Genomic DNA, 23804 nt, shown 5'->3' with positions numbered 1-23804 from the left:
CGTGCCCCCTACCCCCCTGTCCCCAGCACCGGCGGTGGACGCGACCGCGGTCCTCGTCGGCTTCGCCCGGGCCCTGCGCGCTGCCGGGGTCGCCGCGGGACCGGGCCGGGTGCAGAGTTTCCTGGCCGCGCTCGCGCTCCTCGGGTCCGAGCGGCGCTCCGACGTCTACTGGGCCGGCCGGCTCACCCTGTGCGGCAGCCAGGACGACCTCGAACGCTACGACCGTGTCTTCGCCGCCTACTTCACGCAGAAGCCGCCCGTCGGCGACCGGACGCGCAGGGCGCCGGCCCCCGGGCCCGCGCTCCACCTGGTGACCGCCGAGGCCGCCTTGCCTGCCGGGCCGGAGGAAGAGGACGGTACGGCTCGGCCCGCCTCAGCCCTGGCGAGTTCCGCCGAAGTCCTGCGCCACCGGGACATGGCCGAGCTGTCCGCAGCCGAGCGGGCCCAACTGCGGCGGCTGCTCGCGGCGTTCGCGCTGAGCGGTGAGCCGCGCCGCACCCCACGGCTGCGCCCGGCCCGGCGCGGCGGCGTCGATCCGCGACGCACCGTACGAGAGCTGCTGCAGCGCGGCGGGGAACCGGCCAGGCTGCGCTACCGTGCCCCCGCCACCAAGCCCCGCCGGGTGGTGCTGCTGCTGGATGTCAGCGGCTCGATGGACCCGTACGCGAGCGCCCTGCTCCGCTTCGCGCACGCCGCGGCGCAGGCCTCGCCCACCACCCGTACACAGACCGAGGTGTTCACGATCGGCACCCGGCTGACCCGCGTGACCCGTGAGATGGCGCACCACGACCCCGACGCGGCGCTGGCAGCCGTCGCCTCCGCGGTGCCCGACTGGAGCGGAGGCACCCGGCTCGGCGAGATGCTCCGCGCCTTCCTCGACCGCTGGGGGCAGCGCGGCACGGCCCGCGGAGCGGTGGTCGTGGTGCTCTCCGACGGATGGGAGCGCGGCGATCCGGAACTGCTGGCGGCCCAGATGCGGCGGCTGCACCGACTGGCGCACCGCGTGGTGTGGGCCAACCCGCGCAAGGCGCGTCCGGGATACGCCCCGCTCGCGGCCGGGATGGCGGCGGCGCTGCCCAGCGTGGACGCGTTCGTCGAGGGACACAGCCTGGCGGCCCTGGAGCGCCTGGCGGCCGTGGTGAAAGGTGCGAGCGATGCGTGAGATTCTCCCTGTGCTCAGCCGGTGGTACGCGGCCGGAACCCCCTTCGGGCTCGCCACTGTTGTCGCGGTGAGCCGCAGTGCGCCACGCGGTCCCGGGGCCGCGATGGCGGTGGGCCCGGACGACGAGGTCGTGGGCAGCGTCTCCGGCGGCTGCGTGGAGGGCGCGGTCTTCGAACTGGCCCAGGAGGTCGTTCAGACCGGTGAGGCCCGGCTGCAGACCTTCGGCTACAGCGACGAGGACGCCTTCGCCGTCGGCCTCACCTGCGGCGGGGAGATCACGCTCCTCGTACGGTCCGTATCGCCCGAAATGGACGCCTCGTTCGGGCAGGTCGCGGCATCGGTCGCCGAGCACCGCCCCGTGGTGGCGGCCACCGTGATCGACGGTCCGGCCCTGCGCGGGTCCGCGCTCGCCGTATGGCCGGATACTGTGTCCGGCTCGCTTGGGTCGGAGGGTCTGGACGTGGCCGTCACCGCGGACGCGCGCGGGGAACTGGCACAGGGCGCCTCCGGTCTGCGGCACTACGGCCCGCACGGGGAACGGCGCGAGGACGACGTCACCGTGTTCCTGCAGTCCTTCGCCCCGCCACCACGGATGCTGGTCTTCGGCGCGATCGACTTCGCCGCCGCGGTCGCCCGGATCGGCGGGTTCCTCGGCTACCGGGTGACCGTGTGCGACGCGCGCCCGGCCTTCGCCGACCCCCGCAGGTTCCCTGACGGGGCCGAGGTGGTGGTCGACTGGCCGCACCGGTATCTGAGCGGTACCGAGGTGGACGACCGGACCGTGATGTGCGTGCTCACCCACGACCCGAAGTTCGACGTCCCGCTGCTCGAAGTGGCGCTGCGCTCCCCGGCCGCGTACATCGGCGTGATGGGCAGCCGCCGCACCCACGACGACCGCCTGAAGCGGCTGCGGGAGCAGGGACTGGACGAGGCGGAACTGGCGCGGCTGCGCTCGCCCATCGGCCTCGATCTCGGCGCCCGTACGCCCGAGGAGGTGGCCGTCTCCATCGCGGCGGAGATCGTGGCGCTGCGCTGGGGTGGCAGTGGCACCCCGCTCGCGGACACGGCGGGAGCGATCCACCATCCGCATCTGAAGCCGGTGTGAGGAGCAGACCATGGAACTGCAGCACTCGTTCACCGTCCCTGTACCGGTCGACGAGGCATGGCGGGTGCTCCTCGATATCGAGCGGGTCGCCCCCTGCATGCCCGGCGCCAGTGTCGAGGGCTTCGACGGCGAGACCATCGAGGGAGCCGTGAAGGTGCGCGTCGGCCCCGTCACCGTGACCTACCGGGGCACCGCCACCTTCCAGGAGAAGGACGAGTCGGCGCACCGGATCGTCCTCGCCGCCAAGGGCAAGGAAGTCCGCGGACAGGGCACGGCGAGCGCCACGGTGACCGGAACGCTGGCCGACCGCGACGGAGCGACGGCGGTCGTCGTCGTGACCGATCTGACGATCACCGGACGGCCGGCCCAGTTCGGCCGCGGGGTCATGGCCGAAGTCGGCAACAAGCTCATCGGCCGGTTCGCGGACTGTCTGGCCCAGCAGTTGGCCGGACCCGAACCGGCCGAGGGCGCGCCCGCCGACACAGCGCACAGAGCCGACGCCGAGACCGAAGGCGACCAGGCCGCCGACGCAGCCGCCATGGTCGCGGGCGCCGGAAACCGTGAGGCCGAGCCGATCGATCTCCTGCGTACAGCGGGCTTCCCGGTCGCCAAGCGCGCGGCGGGAGTCCTTCTCGCGGCGGCCCTCGCCGTACTGGCCGTCATCCTCATCCGCAGGAAATGCTGACCGGTCCGCTGGAAACGGTGTGGTGACTGCATGGACCTCACTGGCACGGACCGGGTAGGAAACAACCCCAGGAATGTGCCACCGATTCGGAGTTCATGTATGACTGCTGATGCCACGCCCGACGCGAGTGAGTTGCCCGAGGCCTTCTACCGGAGTCTCGGCCAGGGCCGATACGAGAGCACCACCGCCACCGCGGGGCCGTGGAGCCCGAAGACGCAGCATGCCGGGCCTCCTTCCGCCCTGCTCGGCCGGGCCATGGAGCGGCACACGCCCAGAGAGGACTTCCGGATCGCGCGCATCACGCTGGAGCTGCCGCGTCCGGTGCCGGTGGCCGAGCTGAAGGTCGATGTACGGACGGTGCGTTCGGGCGGGCGCGTCGAACTCCTCGAAGGCGAGATCACGTCCAACGGGCAGCCGGTCCTGCTGGCGCGGGCCTGGCGGATGATCGCCAGTCCGGCTGACACCCCGTCGTTGCGCCCCGAACCCGGCCCTCCTCCGTTGCCCGGTCCGCAGCCGCCGCAGACCATGGAAGGTGCTCACCTCGCCGGTTATGTCTCCGCCATGGAGTGGCGATTCGAACCGGGGCAGGGATTCGACACGCCCGGGCCCGGGACGGTATGGGCGCGGCAGCGCATCCCGCTGGTGGCCGGCGAGGAGGACACCGCGCTGACCCGGGCGCTCACCTTGGCGGACAGCAACTGGGCGGTCGGCTTCGAGCTCGACCACCAACGGCGGCTCGTCATCAATACGGACGTCACGCTCGCCCTGCACCGTGAACCGGTCGGCGAATGGTTCTGCGTGCGCTCGGCGACGGCGGCAAGCCCCGGCGGATCCGGGCTGGCCCTGGGACAGCTCGATGACAGCGCCGGCGACTGCGGTCGCATCCTGCAGACTCTGCTCGTCACTGAACGCTGATCCCGAAGTGGCCTGCCAGGGCCGCGTGTTGAAGATGTGACGCAGTTCATTGCCGGGGTTCCGGTGAATCTTGGCTCCGGCTGCGACGTGTGTGGGATCGTCGGGCCGGTTGTTACTCGCGGGTACTCGCGAGTCCCTTCCTGTTGCGCGTATCCCCCAACACACGCTCCGAGGATTCCCACGTGCGTAAGCTGTCCGCCAGACGTGCCCTTCTTGCTGCTCTGGCCACCATTTCCCTTTTCGCCTCCGGGTGTTCGGCCGGCACCGGGGATTCGTCCCCGGCCGCCGCCGGCGCTGAAGGGCCGACTCCCACCAGCGTCGTGACACCCGACCCCGGCCCCTCGCGGCAGCTCGACGTGTCCGCCGCGCCCCAGGGGAAGCCGACCGCCGTCGCCCGCGCGGGCGGAGGCGGGGCGAAGAAGTCACCGCTCAAGGTCGCCTCGTACGACCGCGGCAGTCGACGTGCCGTCATATCCACTGCGGAGAAGTCGCCTTCGAGGACCGCTCCGGAGAAGTCGCCTTCGACCGCACCCGTCGAACACACCCCGGCCGTCGGGGACATCATCGCCAGCGGGCCCGCGCCCGGCGCTCCCGACGGGCTGCTCGCCAAGGTCACCGGCGTCGCCGGAAAGACCGAGAAGGGCACCGAGGTCAGGACCGAGCCGTCGACGCTCGGTGCACTGCTCGGTGACGACAAGGCCGACGGGACCGTGCCCGTCGACCCGGCGAGCGTCGGCGTCGAACCGCTGGTCAAGGGAGTGAAGGTCTCCTGGGCCAAGGCCGGGAACATTCATGTGGGTCCCCAGGGCGCGAAGGTGCCCCTGGGAAGCCTGCGGATCGATGTCGGGGCCTCGGTCCCGCTCCCGGTCACCGAGGGCGCTCCCGTGTCGGGAGCGGCGTCCGTCTCGGGCTATGTGCAGCTCGCCCCCGAGGTCGAGTTCTCGTACGACGGGTCCTCCGCCTTCACCCCGGACTCCGCCTTCATCGGCCTCACCGGTGACTGGACGTCCCAGTGGGAGCTGAAGGGCAGGGCGAGTGCCGGCGGCAAGCCGGTGCGGATTCCCTTCGCCAAGCTGCACGCCGATCCCGTGATCCAGGTCGGGCCCGTGCCGGTCGTGGTGAACCTCGACCTCACGGCATATGTCCAGGTGGCCGGTGACGGCACCGTCACCGTCGAAGTCAAGCAGGACCTCAAGGGCGGCTTCCGGATCGGCGGCAGCTACACCAAGGCGGGCGGCTGGAAGCCGGTCAGCACCTCCGACATCACAGGTACTCCGGTAAGTGCGAAGGCCACGGCGGCCGGTCAGGTGAAGGCGGCTCTCGGCGCCGAGGCGACGGTCGGTCTGTACGGCGCGGTCGGCGTGACCGCGGATCTCGCTCCGTATCTACGGGGCGAGGTCAGTGCCTCAGCGACGCCCGGGTCCGTCGTGGGAGCCTGGAAGATATACGGCGGCGTGGACCTGGCGGGGTGGCTGCAACTGCAGCTCTCCATCTTCGGCACGCCCATCTTCGAACACCGCATCCCCCTGGGTGCGTTGCACAAGGAGTGGACGCTGGCACAGGGCAAGGGCGCCCTCGCCTGACCCTGTCGTCGACGAGACACGGACGGCCCGGCGGGATCAGCCTCCCGCCGGGCCGTCCGTGGATTCCGCCGCCGCCCGATGGCTCGGCCAGGCGTTCAGGGCGGTCGCCAGCTGCGCGCGCGAACGGACGTCCAGCTTCTGGTAGATGCGGGTCAGACGCGCCTCGACCGTCTTCACGCTGAGGTACAGCTTGGCCGCCGCCTCCTGGTTGCTCGCCCCCTCGCGGACCAGCAGCGCGAGGCGCAGCTCCGCCTCCGTGAGGGAGGCGGGGGCGCCACCGCGGGCCGCGTCGGGTTCGGTCGCCCGCGACGACCCGGTCTCCGCGGCCAGCGCCAGCCAGGGGGATGCTCCCGCCCGTTCGAAGACCGAGGCCGCGGAGTGGAGCGCGTTCTGGGCGGCCGACCGCCGTCGGCGACGGCGCTCGACCCGCGCGAGCGCGATCAGCGCCCGGCCGCGCTCCAGGGGCAGACCCGCCATGTCGAATCGGTCGGCGGTCTGGGTGAGCAGGCCCGCCGCCTCCTCGGCTTTCCCGCTCGCCGCCAGGTACAGCGCGTACGCCCGGTCGCAGCCGAGCAGCACCGTCGTACGGCCCAGGCGCTCGGCCACCGGCCGTACAGCGGCGAGCAGGCTCGCGGCCTCCTCAGGTGCGTCGTTCGCCAGCAGGGCCTCGGCGAGCTCCTCGTGCCAGCGCAGCATGGACGGGTCCACGGTCGACTGGGCGTGCTCGGCGGCCTGGACCCGGCGCAGGGTCTCCAGGGCGTTGGCCACATCCCCGGCGACGAGCTGAACCCGGCCCAGTGCGTACAGGCTGCGGGAGAGAAAGACGTGGTCGCACTCCTCCTCGGAGGCCTGGACGCTGCGCCGGGCGTAGCTGGCGGCCCGTGCGAAGCTGCCGCCCGCCGTCTCCGCGAGAGCGAGCGTGTACCACGCGGGTCCCGGCGAGAGACCGGCCTCCAGCGTCAGGGCGAGGGCCCTTCCGGCGTGCGCGAGCGCCGCCGCGCACTGGCCCTGCCGGGCTTCGACGGCCGCGAGTGTGTGGAACAGCTCGATGGCGTCCTCCACCGGGCCCCGGCGCTCCACCAGCGGCAGCAGGGCGTTGAGCTGGTCGCGGGCGTCGGCGAGACGGTCGTCGAACAGGGCATGACGGATCGTCAGTATCTGTGCCGCGTTACGGATTCCGAGCGGGCGCTCGAACACTTCCAGGGCTCGCGCCTCCGCGAGAATCCGCTCCGCGTCCGGCGAGCCGAGGACCCGTTCCATCCGGGCCTGCACGGTCAGCGCCCTGGCCGCCGTCTTGCGGTCGCCCACCGACCCGGCGAGCGCGGCGGACTCGACGGCCGCGGCCCGCGAGCGTACGGGATCGCCGTCCGCCAGCACGTACTTCACCGCCAGCCGCAGCTGCACGGCCGCCCGCAGCGCCGTGTCGCCCTCGGAGTCCTCCATCGCGTGTACGTAGATCTCGTCGAGGTCGCTCAGCCCCTGCCCGGCCGTGTCCAGCACCGCGAGCCGCGCGCGGACCCGGTCGGCCGGCGCGGCGTCGCGGGCGAGGAGATCGGTCGCGGCACGCATCGCCAGATCCGCTCGGGCTGCGCGGGCCGCCTCCTCGGCCGCGTCGACAAGCCTGGTGATCCGTTGCGCACCGAGCCCGACGGGGGTGGACTCGGCCGCGAGCAGGGCGAGTTCGGCGGCCAGCGCGCTGTTTCCGCGGCGACGCGCCGTCTCGGCCGCCGCCGCGACCTCGGCCGCAAGACCCTCGTCGGGGATGTCCGTGGCCAGAGCCCGGTGCCGTACCGCCTCGACAGGGTCGTCCACGACCCGCGCGAGCGCCGCGTGGCCGTCGCTGCGCTCGGTCCAGCAGGCGTCGTGCACCAGAGTGGACGGCAGCACGCCGGCGGTGAAGGCGACCGTGCCGTCCTCCTTCAGGGAGATCAGATTGGCCCGCTCGGCGGCCGCGAGGTCGGCCTCGGCGGTGAGGCGGCCCGCGCGGCGGATCAGTGACGCCGTCGGCCGCAGCGCAAGCGCGGACAGAAGGAGCGTGCCGCGGACGGCGGGGGAGGCGGCCCCCAGCAGCTGCCGGGCGAGATCGCGCGCACGGCCGGAAAGGGACAGCGTCTCGGCGTGGTGCACCGGCGTGCGCGCGTCGGCGAGGGAGCGGCCGACGGCGAGCGCGAGCCGCGGATTGCCGCCGCTGGCCCGGTGGATGCGCCCGGCCATCCGGGACGGCAGCCGGTGGTGGATGAGGAGTTCGGCGATCTCGTCGGCGTGCAGCGGTGGGACGAACAGGACATCGGCCTCGGAGGGCACCCAGAGGGGTTCAGGGCCCGCCCCGTCCGGCTGCGGCACGGCAGCCCCTGCCGGGTCGGACCCGTACGCCGCCGGGGTCTCGACGGCGATGGCCCGCAGCCCGGCGGGGGCCAGATGCAGGGCGAAGCGCAGCAGGTCGGCGCTGTCGGCGTCGATGCGCTGGACACCGTCGACGACCAGCAGGACGGGGCCGCGCGCGGCAAGGGTCCGCAGGATCTGGGCGATGGCCAGACGAAGCGCGATGGGATCCCAGCCGTCGTCGGGGATGGGCGCTTCGCGGCACAGCATGGCGACGGCGGTCCGCTGCGGACCGGGCAGCTCTTCGAGGATGTCGAAGCCGCCCGGACTGTCGGGCGCTGCCGGGCCGCCGTGCGTCCCGGGCACGGGCCAGGACACGCTCGCCGATATGGACGCGACGAGGGCGGCAGCTGCGGCGCCCGGTATGTCCCGGTCGGCGGGGAGCGTGGCGAGCCACAGCACTCGCTCGCCGCGTGACTCCACGCGCGCGGCGGTGGCCAGGGCGACCTCCGTCTTGCCGACCCCGGCGGGGCCGGTGAGCAGGGCGCGCCCGCGGGTGTTCAGGACCCGTTCGAGCCGGGCGAGGAGCTCCACCCGCCCGACCGGCGCAGGGCGGTACGCCGCCGTTGTCACGTGCCCACCACCACCTTCCGGCGTGCGCGGACCCCCTGCCCACGTGTGCAGAGAATACGAACCATGCCTGCACAGTCCAGGCCCGGTGTCCGGCATGCGGACGCCGGGCCTTGGACAGGCGGCGGGGCGCGCCTGCGGTGAGTAACCGCGGACGCGCCCCTGACCAGCGATGATGCAGTAATTCGGGGTGGTTCAGAAGGTGAGGCTCCAGCTGTCGATGTAGCCGGTGTCACCCGATGCCACATCGCGGACCTGGAGCTTCCAGGTGCCGCCCGCGACCTCGCTGGACGCGTCGACCGTGTACGTCGCGAGGACGTTGTCGGCGCTGTCCGAGCCCGAAGACGTCTTCAGGTTGCGCACGGTCCCGTCCGGGGCGATCAGGTCGATGACCAGGTCGCCGCGCCAGGTGTGCTTGATGTCCACGGCGACCTTGAGGGCGGCCGGGGCGTTGCCCGTGAGGCCGGTGACCGCGATAGACGAGGTGGAGGTCGAGTTGTCCGAGATCGACACGTCCGTCGCGTTGGTGAAGGTCGTGCCGCCGGTGGTGCCGGTGACCGCGTTCACGGTCTTGGTGGCGTCGGCGATACCGGCGCCGCAGCCTCCGGTGCACGTGCCCGGCAGCGGCCTGGCGTTGCTCTTGATCGCGGCCTCGATCTCGGCCGGGGTGAGAGTGCTCTTGGCCGACTTCAGCAGCGCGGCGAGCCCGGCGATGTGCGGGGCGGCCATCGAAGTGCCCTGGTAGGGCTTGTAGTTCTCCGTCGACTGGGTGGTGGCGCCGGAGTTCAGCGTCGAGAGGATGCCGTTCTCGGGGGTAGTGACGGTGCCGGGCGTGTCGGTGGCGCGGCGGGTCTCACCGCCGGGCGCGGCGACGTCGACGATGCTTCCGTAGTTCGAGTAGAACGAACGGTTGCCCTCACGGCTGGTGGACGCCACGTTGATGATGTTGGCGCAGTTCGCGGGGGTGAACCCGGAGGCGTTGGCGTTGCTGTTGCCCGCCGCGACGACCACCGTGGTGCCGCGCGAGACGGCGCCGTTGATGGCGTTCTGGTAGACGCTGGGGCAGGTGGAGCTGGCGCCGCCGAGGCTCATGTTGATGACCTTGGCGGGCGTCGGGTTCGCCGGGACGCCGGGGACGGTGCCGCCGGACGCCCAGGTGATGGCGTCGGCGATGTCGGCCGATGAGCCGCCGCACTTGCCGAGCACACGGACGGGCTGGATCTTGGCGTTGTACGCGATGCCCGCAACGCCCTTGCTGTTGCCCGTCGTTGCGGCGATGGTGCCCGCGACGTGGGTGCCGTGCCAGGAGGAGTTGCTCGCCTTGGAGCCGGTGCCGCACTCGCCGTCGGTGGCGTTCCAGTCGCCCTCGTCCTTGGCGTCGCTGTCGCGGCCGTTGCCGTCGCGGGCGTCCGCGGCGGTGGAGATGAAGTCGTAGCCGGAGATGACATTGGCGGCGACGTCCGAGTGAGCCGCGTAGCCGGTGTCGATCACGGCGACGTTGACGCCGCTGCCGGTGGCCTTGTCCCAGGCGCCGGGCACATTCATGCCACCGGTGGCCTCGAACAGGTCCCACTGCTTGGTGTACTCGGTGTCGTTCGGGGTGACCGCCATCGCGTAGGCGCGGATGTCGGGCTCCACGGACGCGACCGAGGAGTCGGCGCGGAAGGCGGCCATGACCTCGGCGACGTCCTGCTTGGACGTCTCGCCCCCGAGGTCGATCAGGGCGGCGCCGCCGGCGAGCCTGCGCTCGAACGACAGGCTCTCGCCGGTCTCAGCGCCCTTGGCCGTCGCGTCGGTCTTGGCCGCCGCGTTGGAGCCGGCCTCGGCCGTCTTGGCCTTGTAGGTGACGATGACCTTGTCGACCGGTGCGGTCGGCAGTGAGGTCATCGCCTGGGCGGCCGGAGCCGGCTTGGGCGAGGGTGCCGGGGTGGCGGCGAGTGCTACGGACGACGTCGCGGCGACGGCGGCGATCGTCGCGCTCGCGGCCACGACGGATATGAGTCTCCGTCTGGAACCGTTCAAGGTGTTCCCTTTCCACTGACGGTGCGGAGCGCGGGCGGGCGGCGCGGGAACCACGGTTCGCTGTGGGGGTGCGATCCGTGGTGCCCTTGGGTCGGGTTTGCCCGTGCGCCGCCGCCCGTGCGACGGCCCCTGGTCAAGGGCCGCCACCGGACGGAAACCCATGATTTACATGCACCTGACACTTAAGGGTCAGAAGATGGGATCCGCCGGTGCGGCAGACAGTAGGGAACGCGGAGATGAACTCGATACGGGGAAAACCCTTGTCACCCCCGGTGGGGGTGACGTGGAGGGTCGGGGCGAGGCCGGGACGCGGCCCCGGGGCTGAAGGTCCGTCGGGCCATGTGGGGAGATACCGCCACATTTCGCACGCGTGGCGCACGGCAGGGTGTCATCGCGCGCGGAACGGCGAATTGTCAGTGATGGCTGGCATGCTGAAGCCGACCGACACATCCGACATCCACCGCGCACCCGCGGGAGGAGAATTGCGATGCTGACCACCACATATGTCCCGGGCGCTCCGAACTGGATCGACCTGGGAAGTCCTGACGTCGACGCGGCCGCCGCCTTCTACGGAGCCGTGTTCGGCTGGGAGTTGCAGACCCTGGGACCGGACGCCGGGGGGTATGGCTTCTTCCAGGTGAACGGGAAGACGGTCGCGGCGATCGGCCCGCTCACCGACGAGGGCGCGTCCTCCGCGTGGACCCCGTACTTCCTGACGCCCGACGCCGACGCCACCACCAAGGCCGTCGAACAGGCGGGCGGCACCGTCCGAGTCCCGCCGGGGGATGTCTTCGCCGAGGGCCGGATGGCGGCGTTCACCGACCCGACCGGCGCCGAGTTCGCGGTCTGGCAGCCCGGCGATACCAAGGGCCTGGGCGCGGTCACCGATGTGAACACCCTGTCCTGGACCGAGCTGTACACGACGGACGCGGGCGCCGCGAAGGACTTCTACCGCTCGGTGTTCTCGTGGGAATACCAGGACATGCCGTTCGCGGGCATCACCTACAGCGTCGTCTCCCCGTCGGGCGGCGGACAAGAGGCCACGCAGGGCGGGATCATGCAGCTCCCGAAGGAGAACCTGGAAGCGGGCTCCCGCTCGGAGTGGCACCCCTACTTCGAAGTGTCCGATGTCGACGCCACCTTCGCCAAGGCCGCGGAGCACGGGGCCACGACGCTCATCCCGCCGATGGACGCGGAGGGCGTGGGCCGCCTGGCGATGTTCACGGACCCCTTCGGCGCACCTTTGGCGATCATCCGCGGCGCGGCCGCCTGATCCCTCTGATCTCGCAGGGCTCCTCCCTGCCGTTCACCGCCCGTGGCCCGGTCTTCCGTTGTCAGTGAGCCCGTTCACGGCGGCGAGCACGGGACCGACGCTGTCCTCTGCGTCGAGTCGGGCGGCGAGAGCGCGGGCGCGGTGCCCGTACGCAGGGTCGGTGGTGGCCCTGACCAGCGCCGTGGTGAGGGCGGTCGCGGTAAGGCGGCGCAGCGGGAGGGGGCCGGGTGAGACGCCGAGCGAGGCCAGGCGGGCGGCCCAGAACGCCTCGTCGAACTGGATGGGGACGGGCACGGCGGGGACACCGGCGCGCAGGCCCGCAGCCGTGGTTCCGGCGCCCGCGTGGTGGACCACTGCCGCCATCCTGGGGAACAGGGCACTGTGCGGGACCTCGTCGACGGTGAGCATGTCCTCGCCTTCGGCGTGCAGTCCGCTCCAGCCGGACTGGATCACTCCGCGCAGACCGGCGGCCCGCAGTGCGCGCACGACCGTCGCGCTGACCCGGTCGGGGTCGGGCACGGTCGCGCTGCCCAGGCCGACGAAGACCGGGGGCGGGCCGGAAGCGAGGAAGTCGCCGAGAACGGGCGGGAGTTGGGCGGTGGGCGGATCGTGGGGCCACCAGTAGCCCGCGATGCGCAGACCCGGGCGCCAGTCGCGCGGACGGGGCACGACCAGCTCGCTGAAGCCGTGAAAGACGGGCCAGTCCTGCCGTTCGCGGGCCCGGCGGGCGGCACGCGCTCCGGTGCGCGGCAGGCCGAGGCGGGCTCGCAGGGTGCGGGTGGCGTCGGCGAAGACGCGGTCCACGGCGGCGTTCACGGCCCGCCCCGCCAGCCGGTTGGCCGTCCGTCCCCACGACCGGGTGCCCGTGACGGGCGGGGCGAACTCACCGGTGGCGGCGAGTGGTTGGAGATAGACGCCCATGCTGGGCAGGCCGAGCCCCTCGGCGATGGTGTGGCCGAGCGGCCCCAACGAGCTGGACAGCAGCAGCACATCGCTCGCGTGGGCGGCTTCGAGCAGGTCGTCGGCCATCTGACCGACCAGGGACCGCGCCATGTCGACCACGCGCAGCAGCTTTCCCGCGCCGGTGGTGCTGCGGTGCAGGGCCCGGCCGGCCGCGGATTCCAGTGCGGCGCGCGGGTCGACCGGCAGGGGGTGGAAATGTACGCGTGCCGCGTCGACCAGAGGCGCGAAGCGGGCGTGGGTGACGAGGGTGACGTCGTGCCCGGCCTGCGCCAGACCTTGGCCGAGTCCGGTGTAGGGGGCAACGTCGCCCCGTGAGCCTGCCGTCATGACTGCCACGCGCATGAGCGCCAGTATGGCGGGGGCCGCGGGCACGGCCCTTGCATCGCGCGCCGAAGTCCCGCCCGGGTTCAGACGAAATTGACGTCGGCGCGGTGCAGCAGAGGATCGTCGACCAGCTCGAAGAGGGGCACGGCGTAGTTGCCGAAGCCGTAGTGTCCGCCGAAATGCAGGCCGAGGACGCGGTGATCGGTGAGGTCGAAGACGGGGGAGCCGCTGTTGCCGCCCAGCGTGGAGCAGTCGTGCATCATCACGGTCTGCTCGGGCCGGAGCTCCGTGGTGGTGCCGGGCTGCAGACGTTTGACGTTGTAGATGTCCATGAAGATTCTGCGCATCGACTCCGGTTCGTTGCGACGGCCGTCGTACGCCGGATAGCCGACGCAGTACACCGGACGTCCCGGCAGATCCGCGGGCGCGTCGGCGGCGACCGCGAGCGGGGTCGGCAGCGTGGTGCCACCCACGGCGGGGGAGACGCGCAGCAGCGCCATGTCGACATCCGGGTGGATGCCGATCACCTCGGTGATCTCGTACGCCGGTTCGCTGTTCGCCGAGAGCGCGCCGTACTCCTCCGCCACGTCGATCCGGGCGCTCATGCCCTGCTGGAACGTCCAGCCGGTGCCGTCACCGCGCGCGAACTCAGCCGCCACATGACGGTTCGTCATGACGGCATCCGGGCCGACGAGGAAGGCCGTGCCGAGCCAGTCCAGGCTGGCGTGTCCGGAGACCTCGACCCGGCCGACGCGCGCGATCGATTCGCGGATCGCGGTCCGGTGGCCGTCCAGGACCGCCCAGTCGCCGTCCTGCGGGGCGAAGTCATGGTTCTGGACGAGGATGGCGGGTCTGCCCTCCAGCAGGACGATCGCCTCCATACCGAAGGACTCGTCGTCGCTGATCTCGTCCTCGCGCCCCTCGGCGAGCTTCTCCAGACCGTTCGCTCCCGCCGACAGAACGCGGTCCCGTTCCTGCTGGGCGAACTGGGATATCTGCCCGGAGGGCTGCTCTTCGGCGGGGAGTTCCTCCGAGGACTCGGGGACTTCCTGCCACAGTCCCTCCCGCACGCGCTGCGCGACCTCGCGCAGATCGGTGAAGATCTGCTCGGGACCGGTTGCCACCGGTGATCTGCTCCGGCTGCCCATATCGCCCTCCTCAGTCTCCTCAGCGGTGTTGTTCAGTCGTGTTGTGCCGTCTCGATCTCGGCATGGATTTCGGGGCTGTTCGCCTGAAGGTGGCGCATGATGGTGTCCATCTGGGTGCCGACGTTGACGAAGGCCGTCGTCCTGCCCTGGAACATCACGTCCTCCACCCGCCGTGTGCCCCGGTGGAGTGCCACCACCTTCCAGTCGTCGGTGAACACGGGCGATCCGGAGGATCCGCCTCGGGTGTCGGTGAAGTAGCGCACGTCGCTCCCGTCGGCCGCGTAGACGAGGTTGTTGCGCAGCGCGACCCGCTTCGGCTGTCCGCCCGGGTGCTGAATGATGTTGACGGCCACGACGTCGCCCTTGGCGACCGACAGCGGTTGCTTCGCGAGCTTCAGCGACGGCCGGGAGGGCTCGGCGGTCAGCCGCAGGATCGCGTAGTCGAGTTCCGGGTCCGCGGCGACGAGTTCGCTGACGGTGGCCTCCTCGGTCTCCACCTCGTCCGTGTCGTAGTCGAAGCGCGCCCGCGCGTGTTGTGCCTGCAGGCGCAGGTCTTCGGCATCGGCCCGGGGCCGTCCCGAGCCGGTGCCGGACCGGGCGTTGACCACATGGTGGTTGGTGATGACGAGGTCCGGGGCGATGAGCCATCCCGTGCCGGAGTGCGGGAAACCGTTCGGCTGGAGCGGGGCCCCTCCCTGGTAGGGGGGAACCTTGATACGCGCGACCGCCGTGCCCGCCAGGTCGCCGCCCCGCAGGAAGTCGAAGGCGACCGTGTCGTCGCGGTGGACGATCTCCTCCTTGATTTCCTGGATGTCCGGGGCGGGCATTGACGCCATGATGTCCGGCTCGCCTCCCGCGCTGCGCGCCACATCGTCCAGGGTGCGCTGCAGGAGGGCGAGCGGTTCGGCTTCGGTCGTCTGGGCGATGGCGTTGCGGAGCCAGATCTCCAGCGGGACGGAACCGTCGACGAGCCGCTCGACACGGTTCATCTCGTTGAGGTCGGAGTGCAGTTGCCGCCCGGGCGCCGGAAGCATCGGCAGCGTGCCCCGGTACTTGGGCATGATCCCGTCGAACAGCAGCGGCCGGACCATCGGGTCGGCGAGCCCGGTCTCCAGGGCGGCGTCGCGCACCTGGAGGATCTCGGCCGCCGTGAGGTAGGCGTTCATGACCGACCAGGCCGCGGGGGGCCGTTCCCTTCGCTCGCGTTGTTCCGCTCCGCCGTGTGGGCCGTGAAGCTCGGCGGCGGAGGGCCGCTCGCGCCCACCCTCATGGCGGCGGCCACCCCGGCCACGATCTCACCGCTCGCGTCGGGCAGGGCCAGCAGCCGCCGGGCGAGTGTGTCGAGGGTGCCGCGGTCGCGTGCCAGGCGCAGGATTTCGGTGGTGCTGGTGGGGCCGGTCCCTCCGTGCGGCTCGGTCGGGTCTGCGGCATCGCCGAGGATGTCCATCAGCGCACCGAGCAGTCGTGGCTGGCGGGCGGCCGCACGGCGCATGGCCGCCCCAAGGCCCTCCAGCGCCTCGTCGTCCCCGGGCAACCCGACGACGTCCAGCGCGTGTTCGAGCGCCTTGGGGTCCTGCGGGTAGATCTGCGAGGCGACGGCGCGTACGAGTGCGGGCTGGTCGGCGAGTACGGCGTCGGGCAAGCGCCGCAGCCCCTCGGAGAGCCGGCTGTCGGCTTCCAGATCGGGGACGTCGGCACCCGCGGCGAGCCGGGCCCGGGCCAGCAGCGCTCCCATCGCTTCGAGATCCTGCCCGAGGCCCACCGCGATGTCCTCCGCCGCCCGCAGGTCGCCGCCCGCGCTCTCCACGTCGCCCGCTTCCTCCGCGAGGCGGGCGGACAGCAGGAGCAGTTCCAGTTGTCTCTCGGCGCATCCCGCGCCCGCCGTGGCGCTGACGGCCTGCGACACCGTCCCCCGTGCCTGAGCCCCCCGTCCGAGTCTGCTCAGCGTCTCGGCCAGCAGGGAGTGAAGGGGGCTGCACGGCGTCCACGGCCGGCGTTCGCCGAGCCGGACGAGCGCCGCCTCGGGGAAGCCCTGCGCCAGCAGGTCCTCGACCTCACGGGCGGCGATCCGCTCCCAGTCCTCCTGGTCGGCGCCCTCAAGGACATGGTCGGAGGCTCCGCCTCCGAGCTTCGCCGTGAGCAGGCCCGCGGACCTGGGGGTCATGTCCTGCTGCGCCCCGACCAGGAAACGCTCGACGCCGGGCAGCCACCGCTCCTCCACCGAGCGCGGGTTCTCGTCGAGGCGCAGCCGGTGATAGATCTCCTCGGCGCGTGCCTCCAGACCCTCGCGTGCGGCGTAGTACTCGACGGCACGCCGTTCGATCGTGCGCATCACGTCGGTGCGGTCACTGCCCGGCAGGCGCAGCATGATGGCGCGGACGTCGCCGCGGTGCCGTAGGGCCCCGGGGCCCGCCGGTTCGACGAGGTCGAGGCGGGAGAGTTCGTCGAAGAGGAGCTGGGCGTCGTCGAGGGTCTCCACGGGCAGTCCGCAGGGCTCGGCCAGGACGTCCTTGATGATCTCGGGAGTGATGATCCGGAGCACCAGGCCCGGATGGGCGAGACGGCGTACCTCCTGGTTCGCGATGTGGTTGAGGATGCGGTCGTACAGGATGCCCTGGATGAGCATCCGGTCGATGCGGCGGGTGAACTGCCGGCGCCGGGCGGGCATGCTGCTGATCAGGTCGCCCATGGACTCGGCTTCGCCTCCCGCGAGAGTGACGGCCCGGGCGGCGAGTTTCAGGCTGAGCGGGTGACCGCCCACACGGTCGGCCCACATCCCCGCCATCTCCCGGTCCGTGACTCCGCATGCCGTCAGAAGGCTGATGGCGGCCTCGCGGTCGAGTTCGTGGAGTTCGATGTCCTGCGGTGTCACGGTCCGTGCCGGATGGTCGACGGGCGCACGCCCGGAGACGACGACACGCAGCCCCGGATAGACGCTCTGGAACGTGACGCACATACGCCACAGCCTGCCCATCACGGGTGAACCCCGGTACTGGGCTTCCTCGAACGAGTCGATGACGAGTACGAAGGGCGGGTTCTTCTGGCCCGCCGCCTCCACCACCCGGATCAGAAGGTCCGCGGTACGCCGGATGAGGTCGGTATCGCGTTCCGTGGCCTGGAGCTGGAACTCCTGGGAGGAACTGCGGCCCAGGACGGTCCTGGTGGTGGCGAGTTCGTGCAGCTGTGTCACCCGGTCCTGTCCCTCCCGCTGACCGCGGGCCGTCTGCTGACACTCGTACGCCAGTGCCTCCAGCTCGTCACGGTGAGCGGGGTACTGGATGCCGAGCTGCCGGGCGGCCTCTGCGATGAGCGTGACCGGTTCGTGGATCGAGAGCGTGGGCCGCTCGAAGTCGATGTACGCGAAGGGGAAGCTGAGCTCGCGTTCGTGGATGCTGTCGAGGAGGAACTTGGCGAGCAGGGTGCTCTTGCCCATGCCTCCGGGTCCATGGATGACCAGCGGGGGCACGGGCGTGGCGGAGTCGGAAGGTGTGCCGATGTAGTCGCGCAGTTCGTCGAGTTCGCGGCCACGCCCCTGAAACGGTTGCTGCACAAGGCGTTCGAGGGGCTGCAGGAGTCGGGCGCGCTCCAGTGTGTGCTGGAGTTCACCGGTGTCCGGCAGCCCGGTCATGCCCGGCACGCGGGTCAGCCACAGCACCGCCTGGAGCGTGTCGGCCAGTTCGGACGCGTTCTCATCGGCCGGCTGGTGCGGGCTGCCCGACAGATAGGCAAGGCAGATCCGTTCCGGCCCGGGCTGGTCCTCGAACTGGTCGAGATTGCACTCCAGCGCGCGCCGGGCGGCCTCCGGACCGGCGAGAGAACGCAGCGCCCGATCCCGGGCATCGGCCTTGAGGGTCCATACGGCTCGTGCCTTCATGCCCATGCCCAAGGTCGTGCAGTCGTCGAGCAGTTCGAGCACCGCACCGCCGGTGGCATGGTCCTCGCCGGGCAGCCGGAGCAGCATGGGGTCGAAGCGAGTGAGCAGGCAGGCGGCCTCCCGATAGCCCGCGCGGGAGTCCGGGACGGTCTGGGAACCGTCCTCGCCGGCGTGGAGTTCCCGGCGCAGCCGGGCAGCGAAGTCCTTCCCGGCCTCAGAGGCCCCGGTAGACACGGATCGCCCCCTCTGCCGCCGTGCAGATCTTTCTCATGTAGCTCTCGCTGCCGGCGCTCGGTTCCGCGGCCCGCAGGACCTCCTGGACGGCCACTTCCACGAGTTCGGTGATCGTGGCCTCGTCGGGCGGTCCGCCGTCGAGGAAGCCGGGTGGGGATTCGTGGAAGTACTGGTCGAAGAACCTGCGCAGATCGGCCGGTCCGGCGACGCGGGCCGTGTCCCAGCACATGCTTCCCCGCAGGTCATAGGGGAGTTGGCGCATCGAGGGCCCGTAGCCGAGAAGAACCAGACGGGGTGCCTGGTCGCCTCGTACGGCCGCGTGTTCGTAGATGGCGAGGGCCAGTTGTCCGATGAAGTCCCACACGTCGGAGCTGGGGTCGAGCTTGTCGCACTCGTCCAGGACCAGCCAGAAGCGGTCCTCGACGGCTGTCGCCCGGCCGACGACCCAGTGCACCGCATCGTCGATCGACGGCAGTTGGTCGTTGAGCTCCGTGGGGTTCAGCGGTGAGATTCCCGCGCGCGGGTCGGAGACGAATTCCGCGAGCCGGCGGACTACCTTGTCCGCTGTGGATGTGTGCGACAGGGTCACCCGGGCCGGCCGGAATCCGTAGTGCTGCCCGATATGGCGGATGAGGTTGTAGGTGTAAGACCTTCCGCTGTCCGGATCGCCGTCGACCAGCAGGACGGATTTCTCCGGGTCGTCGACGAACTGACGCAGTGTCTCCCGCAGGTTCTGCCGGTCGATGAAGACCTCGGTGCCGTTCTTGAGGACGCAGGTACGGAAATTGTCCTGCGAGGCGTGGACGCGGTAGTCCTCGCGCAGCCGGTCCTGGAATTCCAGAGCCTTGGAGACTTCCGGAAGGACGCTGAGTCTGTCGACCGCGGCGACGACCTCGACGAGTTTGAGCTGCCCCTGGATGTCTTTGCGTGAAGCTTGAACCAGTGCGCGGGCATTCTCCGCGCTGACCGCCGTCAGCGGCAGAGCGGCGACGAATTCCGGGGCGAAACCGTACTGGACGAGCTGAGTGTGGGGGTCGGTGGTGTCGAGAAGGTACTCCCGTACCCACATGGTGACGAGGTCCCATTCCGTGTCGGCCAACGGCATGCCACACCTGCCCAGCCGCCCCAGGGGAGCATGAGACGGACGATCTCCTAGTTGTCATGTTTGCACCCGGTCTGCGCTCACGCAAGGCGGCTGAACATGCGCTGGAATGGCTCCCTGATCTGCGGATTTCCCAGGTACTCGGAGATGCCGTGATGGTTCTTGCTGTCGTTGGTGACGAGAAGATCGGTCACCTTTTCAACCGGTGCGTACTCGGGCCGGAGCGTGTGGTCGAGAGCCACCAGATCGCGCAGATCCGAGGCATTGCGCCAGGCCCGCACGCAGGCTGGAACCGCGGGCGGTTTCGCCAGATGGTCCTGCACCTCCGTGATCGCCAGCGGCGACCCCACGGTGACGAAGAGCTCGACGTCCCGTTCCTCATCGGCCAGCACCTCGTAGGCGACGATGGACCCCAGGCTGTGCCCGACGACCGCCAGCGGGGCGCCGTCCAGGCCCTCCAGCGCCTCCTTGACCACGTCGCGGATCACCGCTCCCGCCCCGCCGAAGAAATAGGCGTGGACGTCCTGATAGGTGTGCTTGACGAGCAGCCGAAACACCGCTGTGCGGGCCGCGCGCGGCAACGGCAGTGCTTCGAGGGGCAGTTGCGTTCCCTGCCCGGTCTCCTCCGACTCGGCGAGCGTGTCTCCTAGATACGTCATCTCGAGCAGCCACTCGCTGAGCGCGTTCTTCACCTCGCGCGTACCGGGCACCGACTCCGGCGCGATTCCGCTCGCGTCGAACCGGGCTTCGTCGAGGGTTCTCGCCACGAATTCCTCCGGCGCCTCGAACTCCACCGGCGCGGCTCTCCCCTCGGTCTCCAGAGGCACGCCGTCGACCGGTCCACCCTCCAGCGGGTCGGGCCGGTGGTCGGGCAGTGGCTTGTCGTACCGGAGCGGGGCCCAGTACGCCATGCGCGAGGAATCGCCCATGTCCCTGCCGAAAAGAGCCGTGTCCCACTGAGACTTGAGCAGTTCCGAGCGGACCTTGTTCCCATTGCCGTGGACGTAGATGACCCTGGGTCGCATGTGCGCCTCCCGACACGGCACGGACGCCCGTCACTTGGACGTCGGTCGTTTTCAGTATTGGCCTGCGGTGATGTGTCCGCCATTCGGGCGCCCGCCCGCCGGAAAAGGGTTCAGACACCGAAGGGTCACGGAACTCATCCAGACGACGCACGTCACCCAGGCACGAGGAGCTCTTCTCATGGCCACTGGCCTCTCCCTCCACGTCGGACTCAACAACGTCGACCCAGCGAAATACGGCGGCTGGGACGGTGAGCTCGTCGCATGCGAGAACGACGCCAACGACATGGCCCGTCTGGCCCGCGAGGCAGGCTTCGACGACACGACCCTGCTCACCCCCGACGGCACCGTCGAGAACGTCACCGCCGAGCTGCGCAAGGCGGCCAGAAGGCTCAAGAGCGGGGACATCCTGATGTTCACGTACTCGGGTCACGGCGGTCAGGTGCCGAACAGCGTCGGGTCCGACGACGAGCCGGACGACTTCGACGAAACCCTCGTCCTCTACGACCGCGAATTCCTCGACGACGAGCTCTACAGGGAGTTCGCCCGCTTCGACGACGGCGTCAGGATCCTCGCTCTCCTCGACTCCTGCCACAGCGGGACCGGCATCGAGGTAAGGGAAGTCCTCAGCCCCGAAGCCATGAAGGAGCAGTTCCAGACCAGCGACCCCAACCGGATCGAGAACACCTCACGGCTCATGCCGGTCGCCAAGCAGTACGAGATCTACCTGCGGGACAAGGAGTTCTTCCAGGAGATCCAGCGCGGGCTGGGCACCGGGAACGGCGGCGAGGAGAAAGTGAACGCGCTGCTCATCTCCGGCTGCCAGGACAACCAGCTCTCCTCGGACGGCCCCGTCAACGGCAAGTTCACCGGCACGCTGCTGGAGGTCTGGGACGGCGGGACGTTCCGCGGCGGCTACCGCGCCTTCCACCGCGACATCGTGCGGAACATGCCGGCCACGCAGAGCCCGAACTTCTACGTGACCGGCCGTCCCCGGGACGCGTTCCTGGAACAGCGCCCCTTCACGGTCTAGGAGGTCGGCTCGTCAACCGCCGTCGGGCCAGGCACCGGCGAAGTCGATCTCCTCGGCCCACTCCGGGTGGTCGATGAGCGGATTGCGATTGCCCTGTATCTCGGCTATGGCCGCATTGCGGTGCCGCTCGTACTCGCTCACCGCGTCGGCGGCGTGCCAGGACAGCAGAAGGTCCAGGCGCTCGCGTTGGAGCTCGCGCGCCTCGTCCCCGATGAATCCGGGGTAGCGCAGCAGGAAGTACAGCGTCGCGCGGGCGACCGGACCCTTGCCGGCCGACGGCTCGAACTTGAGCGGTTCGCGGCGCCCGCAGGAGTGCCGTACGACTTCCTCGCTGTCCGCGAAGTCGAAGTACGGAATGTTCCCGCGGAAGCTGTTGCACGCCGACTCGCAGGCGAAGAGGTGATGCAGGTCCCCGCGCATGGGCTCCTTCTTGGCAAACCAGGACTGGGGCACCACGTGCTCGCAGTTGAACGGCAGAGCCGCTTCCAGGGCGTCGAACTCGGCCTCCAGTGCTCCGGGGCCGGGCGCGCTCTCGTGCAGCAGGAACTCCTGCCAGCGTCCGATCCGGGCGGCCTCCACCGCGGCGTCGGCCTGTATCAGCTCTTCGGGAGTGAAGTCCTTGCCCGAGTAGATGCTGCGCAACTGCTCGTCCGGGTGCAGGTCGACCCACGGGTAGAGCATGCGCATCGGCTTGTACGCGGGCCGGTTCTCGTGGGTCGTCTCCAGCAGCTCGGTGAGTGCCCGGCGAAGAGCGGCGGGGCTGCCGGTGCGGATGTCCGCGTAGTAGGCGTCCTGCGCGGTACCGTCCGCGGCCGCGTCGTAGTAGGGACGGGCCCTGGCGGCAGCGAGGTTGACCAGCGCGGCGGCCAGGTCGTTCTCGGCGGGCGACTGACCGTCGATGTGTCCGACGGCGATGCCCGCAACGCCCGGGAGACCCGCAACGCCCGGGAGGCCCGGCAGGGCCGTGGCCGGAACGGAGGCCGGAGCCGCGGCTGTGGTGTTGGCCTGCGCCTGGAACGTGGCCGGGTCCACGCTGAGTGTGATGTTCAGCGGGACGCTCAGACGCACCGTCCCTCCGGGCACCGGCTGCTGCACAGCCCCGTCCGGGACAAGGCCGGTGAGGCTCTGTTGCCCGACTCCGTTCGTCCGGCCAGGCGGCGGTGGCGACACCTCCACCGTGTGCAGGGTGGCTCCGGCCGCGAATATCTCCTCGCGGAGCGCTGCGGCGGGAGGGGACATGGGGACCTGCCGGAGCGCGCCGAGGACGCGGCTGATCCGTACGCCCTCATTGGCCTTCCAGTCGAGCCGCTGCTCACCCATACTCGGCTCCCAGACGGAACCGTCGACGGCAAGAGGTTTGCCGTCGCCGTCGGTGCGCGGAACACCGGCGTGATGCAGGGCCACGACCTCCCACTGGTCGTTGAAGACCGGGGACCCCGACGAGCCGGGGGCCGTGTCGGTCTCGTAGTGCACGAACTCATCCAGCAGGTCCACGACCTTGTTCTCGCGCAGCGCGAGCTGTTTGGGCTCGCCGTTGGGGTGCTGGATGATGTTGACGATCTCGCCGAGGATGACCTTGCCTTCGGCCTCCTTGAGGGGAAGCCGGCCGAACGGCGCGAGCGGCTGTCCGTCCTGGGAGCGCTGGGCCACGGCGACCACGCTGAAGTCGAGGGCCTGGTCGGTGACGAAGAACGTCTGCGGCTCCAGCCGGAACACCACGGGCAGGAGTGGCTGTCCGTCCAGTCCGGCCTGGAAGTTGAATTCGATGACTCCATTACCGGCTTCGTCCGCCGTACGCAGCACATGATTGTTCGTCATCAGGAGTGTGGGGGAGATGAGGAATCCGGTGCCGTGATGGCCTCCGCCGCCTGCCCGGACCGTCACGCGCCCGATCGAGCGCGCCGCTATGAACCCCGCTTCGAGGAAACCGACTCCGATGAGGTCATTGCGCCCCATGAGGCGTTCAAGACCCAGCACATCGGCACCGAAGGAGTCGGGGGCCAGCTCCAGACTGCTGCCCGTGGTGGCTGCCGCAGGTGTCTGCTCGATCGCCGTCGCCAGCGCCCGATCGGCGCCCAGGCGTGCAAGCCTCTTCTCCACGCGCTCCGGGGCGTCGGCGTACAGGATGCCGCGCCGGTCGAGGACGCGCAGGTTACTGGCCCGCTCCGCCGCGCGCATCTCGTAGCGGTCGCGAGCCTGCTTCATTTGTGAGAGATATTCCGAATCGGCTTGCGACAACTGCTGCACAGTCATATCGGCCCGCCTCCCGGCCATCGTCCGAACATGGATTTGCTGCCTGTCGCCCCTTCTTCATTATGAACACGGAATGTCGATCGGTGCTCACTCGAACGGCTCAGTGGTTGCCCCTTCAATACTGGACCGCTGGATTATTGCGAATTGAATTTTG

The 23804-nt window shown here is 70.5% G+C and carries 16 protein-coding genes; 7 read left to right on the top strand and 9 right to left on the bottom strand.

Annotated features, from left to right (window positions below):
• The first annotated feature begins 1 nt into the window (after nt 1).
• From OG905_RS04480 to OG905_RS04460, 5 genes are all read left to right on the top strand, one after another.
• Nucleotides 2-1162 (top strand): vWA domain-containing protein, encoded by a 1161-nt coding sequence (locus OG905_RS04480; RefSeq protein WP_328666289.1) that lies wholly within the window; start codon nt 2-4, stop codon nt 1160-1162.
• Complete coding sequence (locus tag OG905_RS04475) at nt 1155-2267, top strand: XdhC/CoxI family protein (RefSeq protein WP_328666288.1); 1113 nt, start codon at nt 1155-1157, stop codon at nt 2265-2267. The genes OG905_RS04480 and OG905_RS04475 overlap by 8 nt, the downstream gene beginning before the upstream one ends.
• A 10-nt stretch (nt 2268-2277) precedes the next feature.
• A complete protein-coding gene (locus OG905_RS04470; RefSeq protein ID WP_328666287.1) occupies nt 2278-2952 on the top strand; it encodes an SRPBCC family protein in 675 nt (224 codons plus the stop codon).
• A gap of 99 nt (nt 2953-3051) precedes the next feature.
• Nucleotides 3052-3867 (top strand): thioesterase family protein, encoded by an 816-nt coding sequence (locus tag OG905_RS04465; protein WP_328666286.1) that lies wholly within the window; start codon nt 3052-3054, stop codon nt 3865-3867.
• A gap of 182 nt (nt 3868-4049) precedes the next feature.
• Nucleotides 4050-5450, top strand: a complete 1401-nt coding sequence (locus tag OG905_RS04460; protein WP_328666285.1) for a hypothetical protein — start codon at nt 4050-4052, stop codon at nt 5448-5450.
• Between the two features lie 36 nt (nt 5451-5486).
• Here the strand turns inward: OG905_RS04460 and OG905_RS04455 are convergent, their stop codons facing one another.
• Both OG905_RS04455 and OG905_RS04450 read right to left on the bottom strand, forming a co-directional pair.
• Nucleotides 5487-8405, bottom strand: coding sequence for a LuxR family transcriptional regulator (locus OG905_RS04455; RefSeq protein WP_328666284.1), 2919 nt, complete (start codon nt 8403-8405; stop codon nt 5487-5489).
• A 192-nt stretch (nt 8406-8597) separates the two neighbouring features.
• Nucleotides 8598-10289 (bottom strand): S8 family peptidase, encoded by a 1692-nt coding sequence (locus OG905_RS04450; protein WP_328682022.1) that lies wholly within the window; start codon nt 10287-10289, stop codon nt 8598-8600.
• A 622-nt stretch (nt 10290-10911) separates the two neighbouring features.
• Here OG905_RS04450 and OG905_RS04445 point away from each other — a divergent pair.
• Complete coding sequence (locus OG905_RS04445) at nt 10912-11697, top strand: VOC family protein (protein ID WP_328666283.1); 786 nt, start codon at nt 10912-10914, stop codon at nt 11695-11697.
• A gap of 33 nt (nt 11698-11730) precedes the next feature.
• On the opposite strand, the gene OG905_RS04440 is transcribed toward OG905_RS04445, so the two are convergent.
• From OG905_RS04440 to OG905_RS04415, 6 genes are all read right to left on the bottom strand, one after another.
• On the bottom strand, nt 11731-13002 hold the full coding sequence (locus tag OG905_RS04440) for a glycosyltransferase (protein ID WP_328666282.1): 1272 nt from the start codon (nt 13000-13002) through the stop codon (nt 11731-11733).
• A gap of 65 nt (nt 13003-13067) precedes the next feature.
• Entirely contained in the window at nt 13068-14132 is a 1065-nt protein-coding gene (locus OG905_RS04435) for a trypsin-like serine peptidase (protein ID WP_328666281.1), read from the bottom strand.
• Between the two features lie 32 nt (nt 14133-14164).
• Nucleotides 14165-15298: a trypsin-like peptidase domain-containing protein gene (locus OG905_RS04430; protein WP_328666280.1), complete on the bottom strand. Its 1134-nt coding sequence runs from the start codon at nt 15296-15298 to the stop codon at nt 14165-14167.
• Nucleotides 15295-18240, bottom strand: coding sequence for an ATP-binding protein (locus tag OG905_RS04425; RefSeq protein ID WP_328666279.1), 2946 nt, complete (start codon nt 18238-18240; stop codon nt 15295-15297). The genes OG905_RS04430 and OG905_RS04425 overlap by 4 nt, the downstream gene beginning before the upstream one ends.
• Nucleotides 18221-19345 (bottom strand): hypothetical protein, encoded by a 1125-nt coding sequence (locus OG905_RS04420; RefSeq protein WP_328666278.1) that lies wholly within the window; start codon nt 19343-19345, stop codon nt 18221-18223. Before OG905_RS04420 ends, OG905_RS04425 begins: the two co-directional genes overlap by 20 nt.
• Before the next feature lie 77 nt (nt 19346-19422).
• A complete protein-coding gene (locus OG905_RS04415; RefSeq protein WP_328666277.1) occupies nt 19423-20367 on the bottom strand; it encodes a hypothetical protein in 945 nt (314 codons plus the stop codon).
• A gap of 178 nt (nt 20368-20545) precedes the next feature.
• On the opposite strand from OG905_RS04415, the gene OG905_RS04410 reads away from it, so the two are divergent.
• Nucleotides 20546-21397 carry a caspase family protein gene (locus OG905_RS04410; RefSeq protein WP_328666276.1) on the top strand — a complete coding sequence of 284 codons (852 nt, stop codon included), beginning with the start codon at nt 20546-20548 and terminating at the stop codon, nt 21395-21397.
• 12 nt (nt 21398-21409) lie between these two features.
• Here OG905_RS04410 and OG905_RS04405 read toward each other — a convergent pair whose 3' ends face one another.
• On the bottom strand, nt 21410-23602 hold the full coding sequence (locus tag OG905_RS04405; protein WP_328666275.1) for an endonuclease: 2193 nt from the start codon (nt 23600-23602) through the stop codon (nt 21410-21412).
• Between the last annotated feature and the right edge of the window lie 202 nt (nt 23603-23804).

Source organism: Streptomyces sp. NBC_00322 (assembly GCF_036147535.1).
Lineage (GTDB): Bacteria > Actinomycetota > Actinomycetes > Streptomycetales > Streptomycetaceae > Streptomyces.
Note: the sequence above shows the minus strand (reverse complement) of the source record. Positions and strands in the feature narration are given on the sequence as shown.